14 protein-coding genes are annotated in these 15,615 nt (G+C 67.5%); 12 read left to right on the forward strand and 2 right to left on the reverse strand.

The genetic code is table 11. The annotated features are described in order from the left end of the window. Nucleotides 1-5 precede the first annotated feature (5 nt). From fmt to pyk, 9 genes are all read left to right on the forward strand, one after another. Nucleotides 6-962, forward strand: coding sequence for a methionyl-tRNA formyltransferase (fmt, locus tag AC1DYI_RS00100; protein ID WP_477202092.1), 957 nt, complete (start codon nt 6-8; stop codon nt 960-962). Between the two features lie 80 nt (nt 963-1,042). After that, entirely contained in the window at nt 1,043-1,903 is an 861-nt protein-coding gene (gene htpX, locus AC1DYI_RS00105) for a zinc metalloprotease HtpX (protein ID WP_477202033.1), read from the forward strand. Between the two features lie 73 nt (nt 1,904-1,976). After that, nucleotides 1,977-2,369 (forward strand): hypothetical protein, encoded by a 393-nt coding sequence (locus AC1DYI_RS00110; RefSeq protein ID WP_477202034.1) that lies wholly within the window; start codon nt 1,977-1,979, stop codon nt 2,367-2,369. 96 nt (nt 2,370-2,465) lie between these two features. Then, the gene (locus AC1DYI_RS00115) at nt 2,466-3,212 is read left to right on the forward strand and encodes an AzlC family ABC transporter permease (protein ID WP_477202035.1); all 747 of its coding nucleotides are present in this window, start codon (nt 2,466-2,468) and stop codon (nt 3,210-3,212) included. Continuing rightward, nucleotides 3,209-3,538 carry an AzlD domain-containing protein gene (locus AC1DYI_RS00120; RefSeq protein ID WP_477202036.1) on the forward strand — a complete coding sequence of 110 codons (330 nt, stop codon included), beginning with the start codon at nt 3,209-3,211 and terminating at the stop codon, nt 3,536-3,538. The genes AC1DYI_RS00115 and AC1DYI_RS00120 overlap by 4 nt, the downstream gene beginning before the upstream one ends. Nucleotides 3,539-3,606: 68 nt before the next feature. Beyond that, entirely contained in the window at nt 3,607-4,800 is a 1,194-nt protein-coding gene (locus AC1DYI_RS00125) for a phosphoglycerate kinase (protein WP_477202093.1), read from the forward strand. A gap of 13 nt (nt 4,801-4,813) precedes the next feature. Next, a complete protein-coding gene (locus tag AC1DYI_RS00130) occupies nt 4,814-5,920 on the forward strand; it encodes a cellulase family glycosylhydrolase (RefSeq protein ID WP_477202037.1) in 1,107 nt (368 codons plus the stop codon). 106 nt (nt 5,921-6,026) lie between these two features. After that, a complete protein-coding gene (locus AC1DYI_RS00135) occupies nt 6,027-8,342 on the forward strand; it encodes an NADP-dependent malic enzyme (protein WP_477202038.1) in 2,316 nt (771 codons plus the stop codon). An 80-nt stretch (nt 8,343-8,422) separates the two neighbouring features. Beyond that, complete coding sequence (pyk, locus tag AC1DYI_RS00140; protein WP_477202039.1) at nt 8,423-9,853, forward strand: pyruvate kinase; 1,431 nt, start codon at nt 8,423-8,425, stop codon at nt 9,851-9,853. Between the two features lie 411 nt (nt 9,854-10,264). On the opposite strand, the gene AC1DYI_RS00145 is transcribed toward pyk, so the two are convergent. Beyond that, nucleotides 10,265-11,287 carry an STAS-like domain-containing protein gene (locus AC1DYI_RS00145; RefSeq protein ID WP_477202040.1) on the reverse strand — a complete coding sequence of 341 codons (1,023 nt, stop codon included), beginning with the start codon at nt 11,285-11,287 and terminating at the stop codon, nt 10,265-10,267. Between the two features lie 328 nt (nt 11,288-11,615). On the opposite strand from AC1DYI_RS00145, the gene fba reads away from it, so the two are divergent. From fba to AC1DYI_RS00160, 3 genes are all read left to right on the forward strand, one after another. Next, nucleotides 11,616-12,680 carry a class II fructose-bisphosphate aldolase gene (gene fba, locus AC1DYI_RS00150; protein ID WP_477202041.1) on the forward strand — a complete coding sequence of 355 codons (1,065 nt, stop codon included), beginning with the start codon at nt 11,616-11,618 and terminating at the stop codon, nt 12,678-12,680. A 117-nt stretch (nt 12,681-12,797) separates the two neighbouring features. After that, nucleotides 12,798-13,709, forward strand: a complete 912-nt coding sequence (locus AC1DYI_RS00155) for a phosphoribosylaminoimidazolesuccinocarboxamide synthase (protein ID WP_477202042.1) — start codon at nt 12,798-12,800, stop codon at nt 13,707-13,709. Nucleotides 13,710-13,724: 15 nt separating this feature from the next. Then, nucleotides 13,725-14,840, forward strand: a complete 1,116-nt coding sequence (locus tag AC1DYI_RS00160; protein ID WP_477202043.1) for a hypothetical protein — start codon at nt 13,725-13,727, stop codon at nt 14,838-14,840. Nucleotides 14,841-14,906: 66 nt separating this feature from the next. Here the strand turns inward: AC1DYI_RS00160 and AC1DYI_RS00165 are convergent, their stop codons facing one another. Beyond that, nucleotides 14,907-15,581 carry a class I SAM-dependent methyltransferase gene (locus AC1DYI_RS00165; protein ID WP_477202044.1) on the reverse strand — a complete coding sequence of 225 codons (675 nt, stop codon included), beginning with the start codon at nt 15,579-15,581 and terminating at the stop codon, nt 14,907-14,909. Nucleotides 15,582-15,615 lie beyond the last annotated feature (34 nt).

A 15,615-nucleotide genomic window follows, 5' to 3' on the forward strand; every position in this document is an offset into this window, starting at 1 on the left:
GGCCTCTGCGCGTCGCGTTCGCCGGTACGCCGGAATTCGCTGCCGCAGCGCTGGCGGTCATCCACGCCGCCGGCTACACGGTGCCGCTGGTGCTGACGCAACCCGACCGACCCGCCGGCCGCGGTATGAAGCTGACGCCGTCGCCAGTCAAGCAGTTGGCACTCGCTCACGGCCTGGGTGTGGCCCAGCCTCAGGGACTGAAACTGGACGGCAGGTACGCGGAGGACGCTGCTGCCGCTCGCGTTGAGCTCGAAGCTGCCGCGCTGGACGTGATGGTGGTGGCTGCCTACGGCCTGATCCTGCCGCGCTGGGTGTTGACCCTGCCGCGCCTGGGCTGCCTGAACATCCACGGCTCGCTGCTGCCGCGCTGGCGTGGCGCCGCACCCATCCACCGGGCGATCGAAGCCGGCGACGGCGAGACCGGCATCACGATCATGCAGATGGACGAAGGGCTGGACACCGGCGCGATGCTGTCCATCGGGCGCGAGCCGATCCGGCCGGGCGACACCACCGGCGCGCTGCACGACCGGCTGGCCGCGCTGGGCGCCACGATGATCGTGCAGGCACTGGCCGACGCTGCGGCGGGTCGTCTGACCGCGGTGCCGCAGCCTGACGAAGGCGTGACCTACGCCCACAAGATCGCCAAGACCGAGGCGGCGATCGACTGGACGCTGCCGGCCGCGGTGATCGAGCGCCGCGTGCGCGCGTTCGACCCCTTCCCCGGCGCCAGCTTCGACTGCGGCGGCGAAGCCGTGAAGCTCTGGCAGGCCAAGCTGAGGCCGGACGTGCAGGCGCAGCCTGGCCGAGTGGTTCACGCAGATGCCGCGCGCCTGACGGTGGCCTGCGGCGACGGCGGGCTGGACCTGCTGCAGCTGCAGCGCCCAGGCGGCAAGCGCCTGCCGGCGGCCGCCTTCATCCAGGCCAGGCCCGACCTGCTGGGCACCGACCTGGCGCCCCATTGAACTCGTGACCCCCGGCCGCATCTGAGCCGGTATCCGCATTGATGCGCGCCGCCATTGCCGGCGCCGAGGAACCACCTGCCATGTTCAACCTGTTGAAGACCGCTGTCCTGATGGCGGCGATCACCGCCCTGTTCATGACCATCGGTCGCCTGCTCGGTGGCCAGCAGGGCATGGTGCTGGCGCTGGTCGTGGCGCTGGGCATGAATGTTTTCAGCTACTGGTTCTCCGACAAGCTGGTGCTGCGCATGTACAACGCGCAGGAGGTCGATGCCCAGAGCTCGCCGCAGTTCTACCGCATGGTGCAAGAGCTGGCCGAGCGGGCCCAGCTGCCGATGCCGCGCGTCTACCTGATCAACGAAGACGCGCCGAACGCGTTTGCCACTGGCCGCAACCCGAGCCATGCAGCCGTGGCCGCGACCACAGGCATCCTGCGCACGCTGAGCGAGCGCGAACTGCGCGGCGTGATGGCGCACGAGCTGGCGCACGTGAAGCACCGCGACATCCTGATCTCGACCATCAGCGCGACGATGGCTGGTGCGATCTCGATGTTGGCCAATTTCGCCATGTTCTTCGGCGGTCGTGACGACGAAGGTCGCCCGGTCAACCCGATCGTGTCGATCCTGGTGATGATCCTGGCGCCGATCGCCGCCGGCCTGATCCAGATGGCGATCAGCCGTGCCCGCGAGTTCGAAGCCGACCGCGGCGGCGCCGAGATCTCGGGTGACCCACAGGCGCTGGCCTCGGCACTGCAAAAGATCCACCGCGTCGCCCAAGGCCTGCCGCTGGAAACCGCCGAGCGTCACCCCGAGACGGCGCAGATGATGATCATGAACCCGCTGTCGGGTGGCGGCCTGCGCGGCTTGTTCTCGACCCACCCGAGCACCGAAGAGCGGGTCGAGCGACTGCTCGAAATGGCCCGTTCCGGCCTGGCTGCTCGCTGAATCGGGGTCTCAAGTCCGCGGCGGGCGGGCCGATAAACCGGGCAGTCCTGTGCCTACAGACCACCCACCCACCATGCGCCGCGCCCTTCTCGCCCTCGTCACCCCGGTTTGCCTCTGGCTGGCCGGCTGCGACATGCTGGGCATCGAAGGCGCGACAGTCGTTGCCGAGCGCAAGGCCGCTGAAGGCAAGGCCGTCGGCGCCGCCTGCCGCCACGCCGGCCGGGCGATCGAAGACTGCTACACGCTGAACAAGAAGGCCGACAAGGCCGCCATCTACGCCGGCTGGCGCGAGATGGACGATTACATGCGCGAGAACAAGCTCGAACCGGTCCCGCCGCAGCTGAAAGCCGAAGCGCCGAAGGCCAAGGCGGCCGAGTCCGAAGACGAGCCTGAGAAGACCACCAAGGCCGACGGCGAGACCAAGGGCAAGGAAGCCCGCGCCAAGAAGGTCGCCAGCTCTCACTGATCGGGCGTTCTTGCTGTGYGTCCATGCACAGCCGACCCGCATCTGCGCACGAATGTGTATCCCCCATGGGTGAAAACCCCATAGGACAATGGCTGGATGCCCGATGTTGCGCCGCCGCCCCCGCTGTCCACGCCAATCTGGCAACACCCCGAATTCCGCCGCGGCGCCCGTGAGATGACTGGCATTGCTCTGGGCCTCGCTGCGTGGGGCCTGGTGACCGGCGTGGCGATGGTCAAGAGCGGGTTGCCGATCCCGCTGGCGTTGCTGATGACCTTTGTTGTCTTCGCCGGCAGTGCGCAGCTGGCTTCGCTGCCGCTGATCGCCAGCGACGCGCCGATCTGGGTGGTGTGGGCGACTGCGGCTTGCGTCAACCTGCGTTTCGTGATTTTCAGCGCCGGCTGGCGGCCGTATTTCGGCCACCTGCCGCTGCGCGAGCGGCTGCTGCACGGCTACTTCACCGCCGACTTGAACTACGTGATGTTCATGCGACGTTTTCCCGAGCCCAAGCCGTCGGCGGACCAAGGCCCGTACTTCTGGGGCGGTGTCTCGATCAACTGGGTCACCTGGCAGGCGATGTCGCTGCTGGGCATCGCGCTGGCCGACCGCATCCCCACGGCCTGGGGCCTGGGCTTCGCCGGCACGTTGGCGCTGATCGGTTTGACCGGCTCGCTGCTGACAGACCGGCAGACCTGGATCGCCGCAGCCATCGCCGCCTGCGCCGCGGTGGCGGCCTTTGCGCTGCCGTTCAAGCTGAACATCGTCGTCGCCATCGCCGCGGCGGTCGCGGTGGGCATCGTGCTGGACCACTTCAAACCGGCCGTCCCCCCAGGAGCCGGATCATGAGCACCTGGGAAGCCGCGATCTCGATCCTGGGGCTTGGCCTCATCACCGTGCTGACGCGCTCGTTCTTCCTGCTGCCGCAGCGCGAAGTGCCGATTCCGCTGTGGCTGCGCGAGGCGCTTCGCTACGCGCCGCTGGCCGCGTTGGTGGCCGTGATCGCCCCTGAAGTCATCATGAAGGACGGCCACCTGATCCAGACGTGGCAGGATGCGCGCCTGTACGCCGCCGCCGCTGGGGCGCTGTGGTACTGGTGGCGCCGTGGCATCCTCGGCACCATCGTCTGCGGCACCACGGTGCTGCTGGCACTGCGATTCGGCCTGGGCTGGTAAGGCGCCCGGTACCGGACGCAGGTCTGGCGCCGCTCCCGTCTTCCTTTTCCTATCCGAGAACGACCATGATGAAAGTGCTCCGCTTTTCCGACCTCGTTGCCCAGGGCCAAGTGCAGGGCAAGCGCGTGTTCATCCGCGCCGACCTGAACGTGCCGCAGGACGACGCCGGCCGCATCACCGAAGACACCCGCATCCGCGCGTCGGTGCCGTGCATCAAGCTGGCGCTGGACGCCGGCGCCGCGGTGATGGTCACCAGCCACCTGGGCCGCCCGACCGAGGGCGAGTTCAAGCCCGAGGATTCGCTGAAGCCCGTGGCCGAGCGCTTGGCTGAGTTGCTGGGCCGCGAGGTCAAGCTGGTCGCCAATTGGGTCGACGGCGTCGACGTGAAGCCCGGCCAGGCCGTGCTGCTCGAGAACTGCCGCCTGAACAAGGGCGAAAAGAAGAACAACGAAGAGCTGGCGAAGAAGATGGCCGCGCTGTGCGACATCTTCGTGCACGACGCCTTCGGCACCGCCCACCGTGCCGAGGCCTCGACCTACGGCATCGCGCAGTTTGCGCCGGTGGCCTGCGCCGGCCCGCTGCTGGCGGCCGAGATCGACGCGATCGGCAAAGCGCTCGCCAATCCGAAGCGGCCGCTGGTGGCGATCGTCGCCGGCTCGAAGGTCTCGACCAAGCTGACCATCCTGCAGGCGCTGGCCAAGAACGTCGACGGCCTGATCGTCGGCGGCGGCATCGCCAACACCTTCATGCTGGCCGCCGGCCTGAAGATCGGCAAGAGCCTGGCCGAGCCCGACCTGCTGGGCGACGCCACCGCGGTGATCGCGGMGATGAAGGCCCGCGGCGCCGAGGTGCCAATCCCTGAAGACGTGGTGACCGCGAAAGCCTTTGCCGCCGATGCACCGGCCACCGTCAAGGCCGCGACCGACGTCGCCGATGACGACCTGATCCTGGACATCGGCCCGAAGACGGCTGCCAAGCTGGCTGCGCAACTGAAGGCGGCCGGCACCATCGTCTGGAACGGTCCGGTCGGTGTGTTCGAGTTCGACGCCTTCGCCAAGGGTACAGAGACCATCGCCCGCGCGATCGCTGACAGCGACGCGTTCAGCATCGCCGGTGGTGGCGACACGCTGGCCGCGATCGCCAAGTACGGCATCGAAAAGGACGTTGGCTACATCTCCACCGGCGGCGGCGCCTTCCTCGAGATCCTGGAAGGCAAGACGCTGCCGGCGTTCGAGATCCTGGCCAAGCGCGCCGCAGCCTGACGGGGCGGTGCCGATGAGCCGCCGCTGGTGTCGCTTCGTCGTTGCCGGCTGCCTGGCCGCAACGGTTGGTTGGGCCTCGGCAGCGGCCGACACCGGCGTGCTGGGCGTGCAAAGCGGCGGCCGCCAGCTGCTGCGCGACTGCAAGCCCTGGGTGCCGCATGGCTTGTCGTTCTTCGGCCGGCTGCTGCCGAGCAAGCGCGCAGCAGACCCGAGCACCGGCGCCGCGCGCGAGCGCTATGGCGCCACGGCGATCGAGCTCGCACGCGCGATCGGTGCCGACGTCGTGCGGCTGCAGATTGGCCAGCCCTTTCTCGACCCGCAGTCGCCCGAGTTCGACAAGGACTACCTGGGCGAGGTGAAGGAGGCGGTGGCGCAGGCCCGCCGCGCCGGCTTCAGCGTGATCCTGTCGCTGCAGTGGGAAGGGCGCACAGGCGTCAAGCCGGTCGAGATGCTGCCCAAGGCATCAGCTCTGAGGGCTTGGACGGCCGTGGCGCCCAGCTTCGCCAACGACCTCGGCATCGCGTTCGAGCTCTTCAATGAACCGGCCAGCCCACCCGATCCCGGGCCGGGCATGTGGGAAGCCTGGCGCGCCGGCCACCAGGCGCTGATTGATGCGCTGCGCAAGAGCGGCGTGCGCAACCTGCTGATCGCTGACGGCCTGCGTGGCGCCCAGCGGCTGGACGGGGCTCCGGCGCTGAACGATCCGCTGGGCCAACTGGCCTATGCGGTGCACCCGTACTTCGGCTCCGAAGACAACTCACCCGCCGGCTGGGACCAGCGCTTCGGCCGCTTCGCTGCGACGCACCCGGTGATCGCGACCGAATGGGGCCACGCCGCGCGCCACTGCGAACGCGGCGGTGCCGACACCGCCGAGCAACTGCTGGGCTACCTGTCGGAACGCCGCATCGGCGTGATCGGCTACGGCGCCGACGAGGTGCACAGCCGAATGTTGCGTTGGGACGGCGACAAGCCCGTCTGGTCCAGCTACAAGAACCGCCCTTGCAACGGTGCGGCTGCCGGCCCGGGCGAGTTGCTGCAGGCCTGGTTCGACAAACAGTCGCGTGAAGCGACGCGCGTTGCGGCCGTCGCGCCGGCTGCCTGCGAGCGCGCGGCCCGCTGAGCGTTGCGGCGCCGCCGCGATCGCGGCTTTCCACATCGGCCATGCCACGTTAGGCTGCTACGCTGGGCACAAGACCTGCAAGCAAGCCCCGCGAGGAGACAACGACATGGCTTCCCCCCTGACCCCGGCCGAACAGGCCTTGCGCGACGCCGCGCTCGAATACCACCGCAGCCCGACACGCGGCAAGATCGCCGTCACGCCGACCAAGCCGCTATCGAACCAGCGCGACCTGTCGCTGGCCTACTCGCCCGGTGTGGCCTATGCCTGCCTCGCGATCGAAGAAGACCCGAAGCTGGCGGCCGATTTCACCTCGCGCGCCAACCTGGTCGGCGTGGTGACCAATGGCACTGCCGTGCTGGGCCTGGGCAACATCGGCCCGCTGGCCGGCAAGCCGGTGATGGAGGGCAAAGGGTGCCTGTTCAAGAAGTTCGCCGGCATCGACGTGTTCGACATCGAGCTGGCCGAGAACGACCCCGACAAGCTGGTCGAGATCATCGCCGCGCTGGAGCCGACGCTGGGCGGCATCAACCTCGAAGACATCAAGGCGCCCGAGTGCTTCTACGTCGAGCAGAAGCTGCGCGAGCGGCTGAACATCCCCGTCTTCCATGACGACCAGCACGGCACCGCGATCATCTCCAGCGCTGCGCTGATCAACGGGCTGGAGCTGGTCGGCAAGAAGATCGGCGAGGTCAAGCTCGCGGTCTCGGGCGCCGGCGCCGCGGCCATCGCCTGCCTCGACCTGATGGTGAGTCTCGGCGTCAAGCGCGAGAACATCTTCGTCGTCGACTCCAAGGGCGTCGTACGCGAAGGCCGCGGCGATACGCTGGACCCGTCCAAGCGCCGCTACTGCCAGCACACGACGGCGCGCACGCTGGCCGATGTGGTCGACGGTGCCGACGTGTTTCTCGGCTGCTCTGCCGCCGGTGTGCTGACCGGCGAGATGGTCAAGACCATGGCCGCCAAGCCGATCATCCTGGCGCTGGCCAACCCCGAGCCCGAGATCAGGCCCGAGATCGCGAAGGCCGCGCGGCCCGACTGCATCATCGCCACCGGCCGTTCGGACTACCCGAACCAGGTCAACAACGTCCTGTGCTTCCCGTACATCTTCCGCGGCGCGCTGGACTGCGGCGCGACGCGCATCACCGAAGCGATGAAGCTCGCGTGCGTGCACGAGATCGCCGCCTTGGCCAAGGCCGAAACGAGTGACGAGGTCGCCGCGGCCTACGCCGGCCAGGAGCTGAAGTTCGGGCCCGACTACCTGATCCCGACGCCGTTCGACGCGCGGCTGATCCTGCGCATTGCGCCGGCGGTGGCGTTGGCGGCGGCCGAGTCGGGTGTGGCGACGCGGCCGATCACCGACCCGCAGGCCTACCGCGAGCAGCTGACCAAATACGTCTACCAGACCGGCATGTTCATGCGCCCGGTCTTCCTGGCCGCCAAGGCCAAGCCCGCGCGCGTGGTCTACGCCGAGGGCGAAGACGAGCGGGTGCTGCGCGCCGTGCAGGTGGTCAAGGACGAAGGGCTGGCCCAGCCGATCCTGGTCGGCCGGCCGAGCGTGATCGAGATGCGCATCGAGCGGGCCGGCTTGCGGCTGAAGGCTGGCGTCGACTTCGAGCTGGTCGACCCGGAAGACGACCCGCGTTACCGCGCCTGCTGGGAGGACTACCACCGCCTGATGGGCCGCGACGGCATCTCGCCCGATGCGGCCAAGGCGGCGCTGCGCCGCTCGAACACGCTGATCTCGTCGATGCTGGTGCGCCGCGGCGATGCCGATGCGCTGCTGTGCGGCTTGGTCGGCCGCTTCGACCACCACTTCGACCATGTCAAGAACGTGATCGGTGCGCGGCCCGGCTCCGGCACGATGGCGACGATGAACGCGCTGATGCTGGAGCAGCACACGCTGTTCATTGCCGACACCTTCGTCAACGAAGAGCCGACAGCCGAGCAACTGGCCGAGATCGCGCAGATGGCGGCCGAAGAGGTGCAGCGCTTCGGCATGCCGGCCAAGGTGGCCTTCTTGTCGCATTCGATGTACGGCTCGTCGACTCGTGCGTCGGCCAAGCGCATGCGTGCGGCGCGCGAGCTTTTCGTGCAGCGTTGCCCAGGCATTGAAAGCGACGGCGAAATGCAGGGCGACGCGGCGTTGTCCGAAACCATTCGCCGCGCGGTGTTGCCCGACACCACGCTGACTGGTGCGGCGAACCTGCTGGTGTTGCCGAACATCGACGCCGCGAACATCCTGTTCAACGTGCTGAAGGTCACTGGCGGCCACGGCGTGACGGTGGGCCCGATCCTGCTCGGCGCGGCGGCCACGGCGCACATCCTGACGCCCTCGGCGACGATGCGGCGGGTCGTCAACATGACCGCGCTGGCCGTCACCGATGTGGCGGCAGCGCGGGCTTCGACGCACGCAGCTGCATAAGCACGTAATCGCCCGGTAACCGAAAACGCGTCGGGCTGTCGATAATCGCCCGCTGCATTGACCCCGGAGAAGCCCCCACCATGTCCCGCGCCACCAAGATCGTCGCCACCCTCGGCCCAGCCTCCAGCGATGCGGACGTGCTGGAGCGCTTGTTGCGCGCCGGTGTCGACGTGGTGCGGCTGAACTTCAGCCACGGCAAGGCGCAGGACCACATCGACCGGGCCAGGCTGGTGCGCGAATGCGCCTCCCGCGTCGGCAACCCGGTCGCGCTGATGGCCGACCTGCAAGGCCCGAAGATCCGCGTCGGCAAGTTCGCCGAAGGCAAGGTGATGCTGGAAAAAGGCGCGCCCTTCGTGCTGGACGCCGGCCGCACCGAACTCGGTGACCTGGACGGCGTGGGCCTGGACTACAAGGAGCTGCCGCGCGACGTGAAGCCCGGCGACACGCTGCTGCTGAACGATGGCCTGATCGTGCTGACTGTCGACCGCGTGCTGGGCGAACAGGTCCACACGCTGGTCAAGATCGGCGGCGAGTTGTCCAACAACAAGGGCATCAACAAGCAGGGCGGCGGGCTGACCGCGCCGGCCCTGACTGCCAAGGACATGGAAGACATCAAGACCGCGATGAGCTTCCAGTGCGACTACCTGGCGGTGAGCTTCCCGAAGAACGCGACCGACATGGAGATGGCGCGCCAGCTGGCCAACGTGGCCGGCGAACCGTGGCGCCACAAGCCGGCGATGATCGCCAAGATCGAGCGCAGCGAGGCGATCCCGCACCTGGAGGCAATCCTGCGCGCCAGCGACGGCATCATGGTCGCCCGCGGCGATCTCGCGGTCGAGGTCGGCAACGCGACGGTGCCGGCGCTGCAAAAACGCATGATCCGGATGGCGCGCGAACTCGACAAGATCGCGATCACCGCCACGCAGATGATGGAGTCGATGATCCTCGCGCCGGTGCCGACCCGCGCCGAGGTCAGCGACGTGGCCAACGCGGTGCTCGACGGCACCGATGCGGTGATGCTCAGCGCCGAGACGGCCGCCGGCAAGTACCCGGTCGAGACGGTCGAGCAGATGGCCGCGATCGCGCTCGAAGCCGAACGCGCCGAAGAGGTGCAGCTGGAAGCCGACTTCACCAACAAGCATTTCGGTCGCATCGACCAGTCGATCGCGATGGGCGCGCTGTTCACCGCCCACCACCTGGGCTGCAAGGCCATCATCGCGCTGACCGAATCAGGCTCGACCGCGCTGTGGATGAGCCGCCACCGCATCCACGTGCCGATCTACGGCTTGACCAGCCAGGTCCGCTCGCAGTCGCGCATGGCGCTGTACCGCAACGTGCGGCCGATCCTGATGAACAACTTCACCGACCGCGACCAGGCCCTGGCCGAGGCCGAGCGCCTGCTGGTGGTGCGTGGCGTGCTGAAGCCGGGAGATACCTACGCGATCACCTGCGGCGAGCCGATGGGCTATCCAGGCGGCACGAACATGCTCAAGGTTTGCCGGGTGGGTTGATCAACCCGGGTTGCCTGCAGAGCTCTGAGCGAGGCAGTCGGCCCGGGGATGTGCTCTGCGGCCCGCTCGCGGGGGGCGGCTTTTGGCTCGCAACGGTTGGCGTTGTCAGCGCCGCTGTGCGCATTCGAGGGTTGGGGCGACCGCGAATAGGGGCCGCCGAACACACCCCCGGACCACCTGCCAGGGCACCGACGGTGGCATGCAGACGCGTGGCGTGTCACGGGTGGTGCTTGCAGGGTGGCGGTGGCGTCTGCGGGCGGCGGCCTCATTCGCGGTCGCCCCCACGTGTCTAGGGCACCACGGTGTTGATGGGTAGCCCGTTGATCACTTCAAGCGGTCGCCCGCGAGCGGGCCGCAGCCCGCAGGCGACGCCGTCGCCCTGCCGCCGCGACCGTCGAAGTAGGAGCTACTTCAAGCTGCCTGAGCCAGCTCGATCATCGCGTTCACACGCGGACCAGCGTTCTTGACCACCAGCTGCACAGCCGTCTGGTTGCGGCCGAAGACGCGGAACAGCTCGTCGGCAAAGCCTTGGCCGATGTGCTCGATGCCAGTGAAATCCAACTCGGCTTGCTTGAACTCGGTCAAGCGAGCAGCCACGCGGCGGGCCTGGGCGCGGGATTCGAGCCCGGTGTCTTCGTTGACGATCAAGCGCAAGGGCAGGGTGGTGCGTTCGATCGAATAGCCTTGGGCGTCGATGCTGGCCGAGCGCATCACCTCGTCCAGTGTGCGGGTCGTGTCCAGCGCAATCGCCAAGTAGATGGCGCTGCCTTGCTGCTGCCGCACGGCGCGAGCCTGCTTCCAACTGCGCGGGTCCCACTCACGGTGCTGGAAGGCGACTGCATTGGCGTGCAAGTCGAAAATGTCGGCCAAGCGCGAAGTGAAGTACAGGCCGCGGCCGGTGTGGCGGTCGGGTGCGCTTGTCAGCTTGCCTTTGCTCAGCTCCAGCATCGCCATCGCCGGGTCTTCGATCTCGAAGCCCTCTCGGATCTTGTCGAACAGGCCGCGGCCGTCGTCCGACACCAGCAACTGCAGGTGAGCGGGAGTCTGGCGCATCGACACGGTGACGAACTGGCCTTCGCTGTGGTCGATGGCGTTGTTCAGCAATTCGGTGAAGGCGTGCTGCATCAGCTGGCGCACGTTCTTCGGCATCTCGAAATGGGGCGCAAAGTCGCGTGCCCAGGGCAGATCTTCGTTCAGACCGGCCAGCGGGTAACGCTGCACGATCTGGCGCAGGCGGCCGGGGGAGTAGCGAGCGCGGCGGCCAACGCCCTGGCCCTCGATCCAGCMCAGGCTGGCCAACTGCTTGACCAGCGCGCGAGCCTTGCCGATGCCGCAGCCGGCCCGTTCGGCCAGCGCCTTCGGCAGGTCGGCCGGCCGGTCTTCGGCCAGGCGGGTGATCCAGGTGGTGACTTGGGCGAGTTCGATGCGGGCCATGGTGGGCTTTCGTGACAGCGAGGAGGGCGGGCCGCGGTGATCGCGAATCCCGGGTTTCCAGGCTCACAGTGTTGGCCCATCCGGCGCAAACTGGAGCCGGAAAAGCGGCGGCTTTTCGGTCCAGTTCCAGGCTGGCGGGGCTGCCGTGGCCTGGCACGCGTGCTGCTTGTCACGCCCCAAGTTTGTGGAATGGCTGAAAAGGGGCGCTCGGTAGAATCGCCCGAGTTACGGCGCGATTACATCGGCCCGGCMCCTGCCTCCCGAGTGACGGCGGCGGCCCTGCCTGCCCGGCGCCGGGGCCTGTTTTTCAACTGCAGTGAGGAAGACCATGCCTCTCGTTTCCATGCGCCAGCTGCTGGACCATGCCGCCGAAAACGGCTACGGCATCCCGGCTTTCAACGTCAACAACCTGGAACAGGTCCAGGCCGTGATGACCGCCGCGGCGGAAGTCGGCGCGCCGGTGATCCTGCAAGCCAGCGCCGGCGCCCGCAAGTACGCCGGTGAAGCTTTCATCAAGCACCTGATCCAGGCGGCCGTCGAAGCCTGGCCGCAGATTCCGCTGGTGATGCACCAGGACCATGGCCAGAGCCCCGACATCTGCCGTGGCGCGATGGGGCTGGGCTTCGGCTCGGTGATGATGGACGGCTCGCTCGAAGCCGACGGCAAGACCATCGCCAGCTACGACTACAACGTCGACGTGACCCGCAAGGTCGTCGACATGGCCCACGCCCAGGGCGTGACCGTCGAAGGTGAACTGGGCTGCCTGGGCTCGCTCGAAACGATGCAGGGCGACAAGGAAGACGGCCACGGCACCGATGCGGTGATGACGCACGACCAACTGCTGACCGACCCCGAGCAAGCCGCCGACTTCGTCAAGCGCACCCAGCTGGACGCACTAGCGATCGCCATCGGCACCAGCCACGGCGCCTACAAGTTCACCCGCAAGCCCACAGGCGACATCCTCGCCATCGGCCGTGTGAAGGAAATCCACAAGCGGATCCCGAACACCCACTTGGTGATGCATGGCTCGTCGTCGGTGCCGCAAGACCTGCTGGCGATCATCAACCAGTACGGCGGCAAGATGAAGGAAACGTATGGCGTGCCGATCGAGGAGATCCAGGAAGCCATCAAGAACGGCGTGCGCAAGATCAACATCGACACCGACATCCGCCTGGCGATGACCGGCGCGGTGCGCAAGTTCATGGCCGAGAACCCGGACAAGTTCGATGCCCGCGAATGGCTCAAGCCCGCTCGCGAAGCCGCGATGAAGATCTGCAAGCAGCGCTACATCGAGTTCGGCTGCGAAGGCCAGGCCGGCAAGATCAAGGCGGTGACGATGGTCGACATGGCCAAGCGCTACGCCAGCGGCGAACTGGCGCAGACGGTCGTCTAATACCCTCATGTGAAGAAGTCGCAAGCGGCCCCTCGAGGGCCGCTTTTGCTTCGGCTTCGATGAACCGGCCGCCGGGCAAGCCACCTACAATCAGCGGCTCATTTCTCGCCCGGCGCCATGAACCCCACGTTGCTCCAGAGTTCGCTGCATTCCCTTCCTCTTCTGGCGCGCGGCAAGGTGCGTGACAACTATGCAGTCGGCGCCGATCGCCTGCTGATGATCGCCAGCGACCGACTGTCGGCCTTCGACGTCGTGATGGGCGAGCCGATCCCCGGCAAGGGCGAGCTGCTGACCCAGATGGCGCTGTTCTGGTTCGAGCGCCTGAAGGACATCGTGCCCAACCACCTGACCGGCGAAGCGCCCGAGTCAGTGGTCGCCCCCGATGAGGTGGCCCAAGTGCGCGGCCGTTCGATGCTGGTCAAGCGCCTGCAGCCGATTCCCGTTGAAGCCGTGGTGCGTGGTTACCTCGCCGGCTCGGGCTGGCAGGAATACCAGCAATCGCAATCGGTGTGTGGCGTTGCGCTGCCGGCCGGCCTGCACAACGCCGCCAAGCTGCCGGAGCCGATCTTCACCCCGGCCACCAAGGCCGAGATGGGTGAGCACGACGAGAACATCTCGTTCGACCAGATGGCCGCCAAGATCGGCCGCCCGCTGGCCGAAAAGGTGCGTGATGTCGCGATCCGCCTGTACAAGGAAGCGGCCGCCTTCGCGCTGACCAAGGGCATCATCATTGCCGACACCAAGTTCGAATTCGGGCTGGATGCCGACGGCACGCTGACCCTGATGGACGAGGTGCTGACGCCCGATTCGTCGCGCTACTGGCCGGTCGAAGGGTATGCCGACGCGGTCAAGGCCGGCGCCAACCCGCCCAGCTACGACAAGCAGTTCGTGCGCGACTGGCTGGAGCAGGCCCGGGTCGACGGCAAGCCCTGGCCGAAGACCGCGCCGGCACCGGCACTGCCACCCGATGTGGTGCAGCGCACGGCCGCGAAGTACCACGAAGCTTTCGAGCGCCTCGGCGCCCGCTGACCGGTCGCCGCCGCCGTGGTTGCCTCCCGCCTGATTGAACGCTTGGATGGCGCAATTGGCGCCGCGTCGGAACCGCTGCAGCGCGAATACCTGAAGGCCGAGCGGGCCGGGGCGATCGCGCGGCTGGGCTTGCTGTCGGACGCGCGTTTTGCGTTGGGCGGCCTGCGGACCCAGAACCAGCGCCACAAGGACCCGTTGCTGTCGGCCTGGATCCACCTGGTCGACGGCCAGATCGACCACTTCGACACCATTGCGCCGAAGGCGGTCGACAAGTTCCAGCGCGCGCTGGAGCTGGGCGAGTCGGCCGGCAACGTGCAGATGCAGGCGCTGGCCTCGGCCTGGCTGGCCAACTGCGCCTTCAATGCATCCGACATCCCTGCGATGACGCGCCACGTGGCGACCGCGCTGACCCTGGCTGAGCCAGACCAGCATGCGGCCCGCGCCCGCGTCGGTCTGGTGCTGGCCGACGCCTACCGCTGCAGCGGCGACGACATCAATTCGCAGACCTGGTACCTGCGCGCCCGGGCCCACGCCAGCGCCGATGGCGACAGCTCGATGATCAGCGCGATGCTGCACAACATCTCGGCGATGCGCTCGGGCCAGATCGCATTGGCCGACGCCTTCGGCCGGGCCGACATCGAGCAGGCGCGCAAGGCGCTGCTGGAGGCCGAGTCGACCGCCAACTACGACTGGGGCACCGGCGTCGCGTCGCTGTCGGCAATGGTGCCGGTCACCCGGGCCCAGCTGCTGGTGGCACTGTCCCGCTTTGAAGAGGCTGCACGTCTGTTCGACGAGCACCTGGACCGCGCCCGCCAAGAAGGCATGGCCCACCGCGAAGCCCGCTTGTTGGCCGACCGCGCCTGGTGCCATGTGCGCCTGGGTCGGGTCTCGCAGGCGCTGGCCGACACCCGCGCAGCCGAGGCGGGTGTGCAAGGCCAGACCGATGCCGACGACCGCGCCGCTGCCTATGCCCGGCTGGCCCGCATCCACCGCCATGGCGGCCGCGAAGGCGTGGCCGACACGCTGCAGGAGCAAGCCGATCGGGCGCTGGCCGAACACGAGGCCGAACAGGCCCGCACGCGCGAAGCGCTGGACGACACGCTGGTCGGTCTCGGGCAGTACGAGAAATAGCCCGCCGCGGGTCTGTTCGGCAGCCGACTCCAGCGCGATGGCGGCGGACTCAGCTGCGTCGTCGGGTTACGCCAGGGTGAACTTGATCCATGGCTGGCCGTTGCAGACCTGCTGCTTGAACTGCTCTGCGCGCAGGCCGTGCCGCTCCGCCATCGCGATCAAGGTGCTTTCGGCGTAGGCCACGTTGATGCCCGCGGCCGGCGGTTCGGCCAACAGCTTCTCGCCGATGACCAGCGGCGGCTTGCGTGCGGCGTGGGGCTTGGCCACGTCCGATGGCCAGTACGACGCGAGGAAAACCCCGGTCGCACTCAATGAGGCGGGCAGGGAGGCCAATACCTTTTCAATTGCCGCTGGCGTGAAATGGGTAAAGATCGACCGCGCCACGATGAAGTCGAATTTCTTGTTGAAGACCGTGAGATTGAAGTTGGCGTCGGAATTGAAGGCGGGAGCCTTCTGTGCCAATAGTTCACTTCCGATCACAATTCTTTTCCCGGCCGCCAAATACTCTTCATTCGGCTCGATGCCGTGATAACCACCTCGATCAAGGAATCGCATGATCCAATAACCGAGACGCATCACGCCGCAACCGTAGTCGAGCACCAGCGAATCGGGCCTGAGCCCGTGCTGCAGCAGAGTCACAAAGGTGTGGCGGCCCACTTTTTCGAAGGCATTCTTGGGCCCGCCAGAGAAACCACCCTCGGCTGTGAGGGCGTCTGCAATATCAGCCAACTTGGTTTGCAATTGGATACTCCCCACTGAACGCATGCGCGCTGCC

This window comes from Ideonella sp. P3_A4 (assembly GCF_056403075.1).

Bases quoted from the DNA above. Each gene is read 5' to 3' on its own strand.
- htpX (WP_477202033.1), top strand. From the start codon at position 1,043: ATGTTCAACCTGTTGAAGACCGCTGTCCTGATGGCGGCGATCACCGCC.
- AC1DYI_RS00110 (WP_477202034.1), top strand. From the start codon at position 1,977: ATGCGCCGCGCCCTTCTCGCCCTCGTCACCCCGGTTTGCCTCTGGCTG.
- AC1DYI_RS00115 (WP_477202035.1), top strand. From the start codon at position 2,466: ATGCCCGATGTTGCGCCGCCGCCCCCGCTGTCCACGCCAATCTGGCAA.
- AC1DYI_RS00120 (WP_477202036.1), top strand. From the start codon at position 3,209: ATGAGCACCTGGGAAGCCGCGATCTCGATCCTGGGGCTTGGCCTCATC.
- AC1DYI_RS00130 (WP_477202037.1), top strand. From the start codon at position 4,814: ATGAGCCGCCGCTGGTGTCGCTTCGTCGTTGCCGGCTGCCTGGCCGCA.
- AC1DYI_RS00135 (WP_477202038.1), top strand. From the start codon at position 6,027: ATGGCTTCCCCCCTGACCCCGGCCGAACAGGCCTTGCGCGACGCCGCG.
- pyk (WP_477202039.1), top strand. From the start codon at position 8,423: ATGTCCCGCGCCACCAAGATCGTCGCCACCCTCGGCCCAGCCTCCAGC.
- fba (WP_477202041.1), top strand. From the start codon at position 11,616: ATGCCTCTCGTTTCCATGCGCCAGCTGCTGGACCATGCCGCCGAAAAC.
- AC1DYI_RS00155 (WP_477202042.1), top strand. From the start codon at position 12,798: ATGAACCCCACGTTGCTCCAGAGTTCGCTGCATTCCCTTCCTCTTCTG.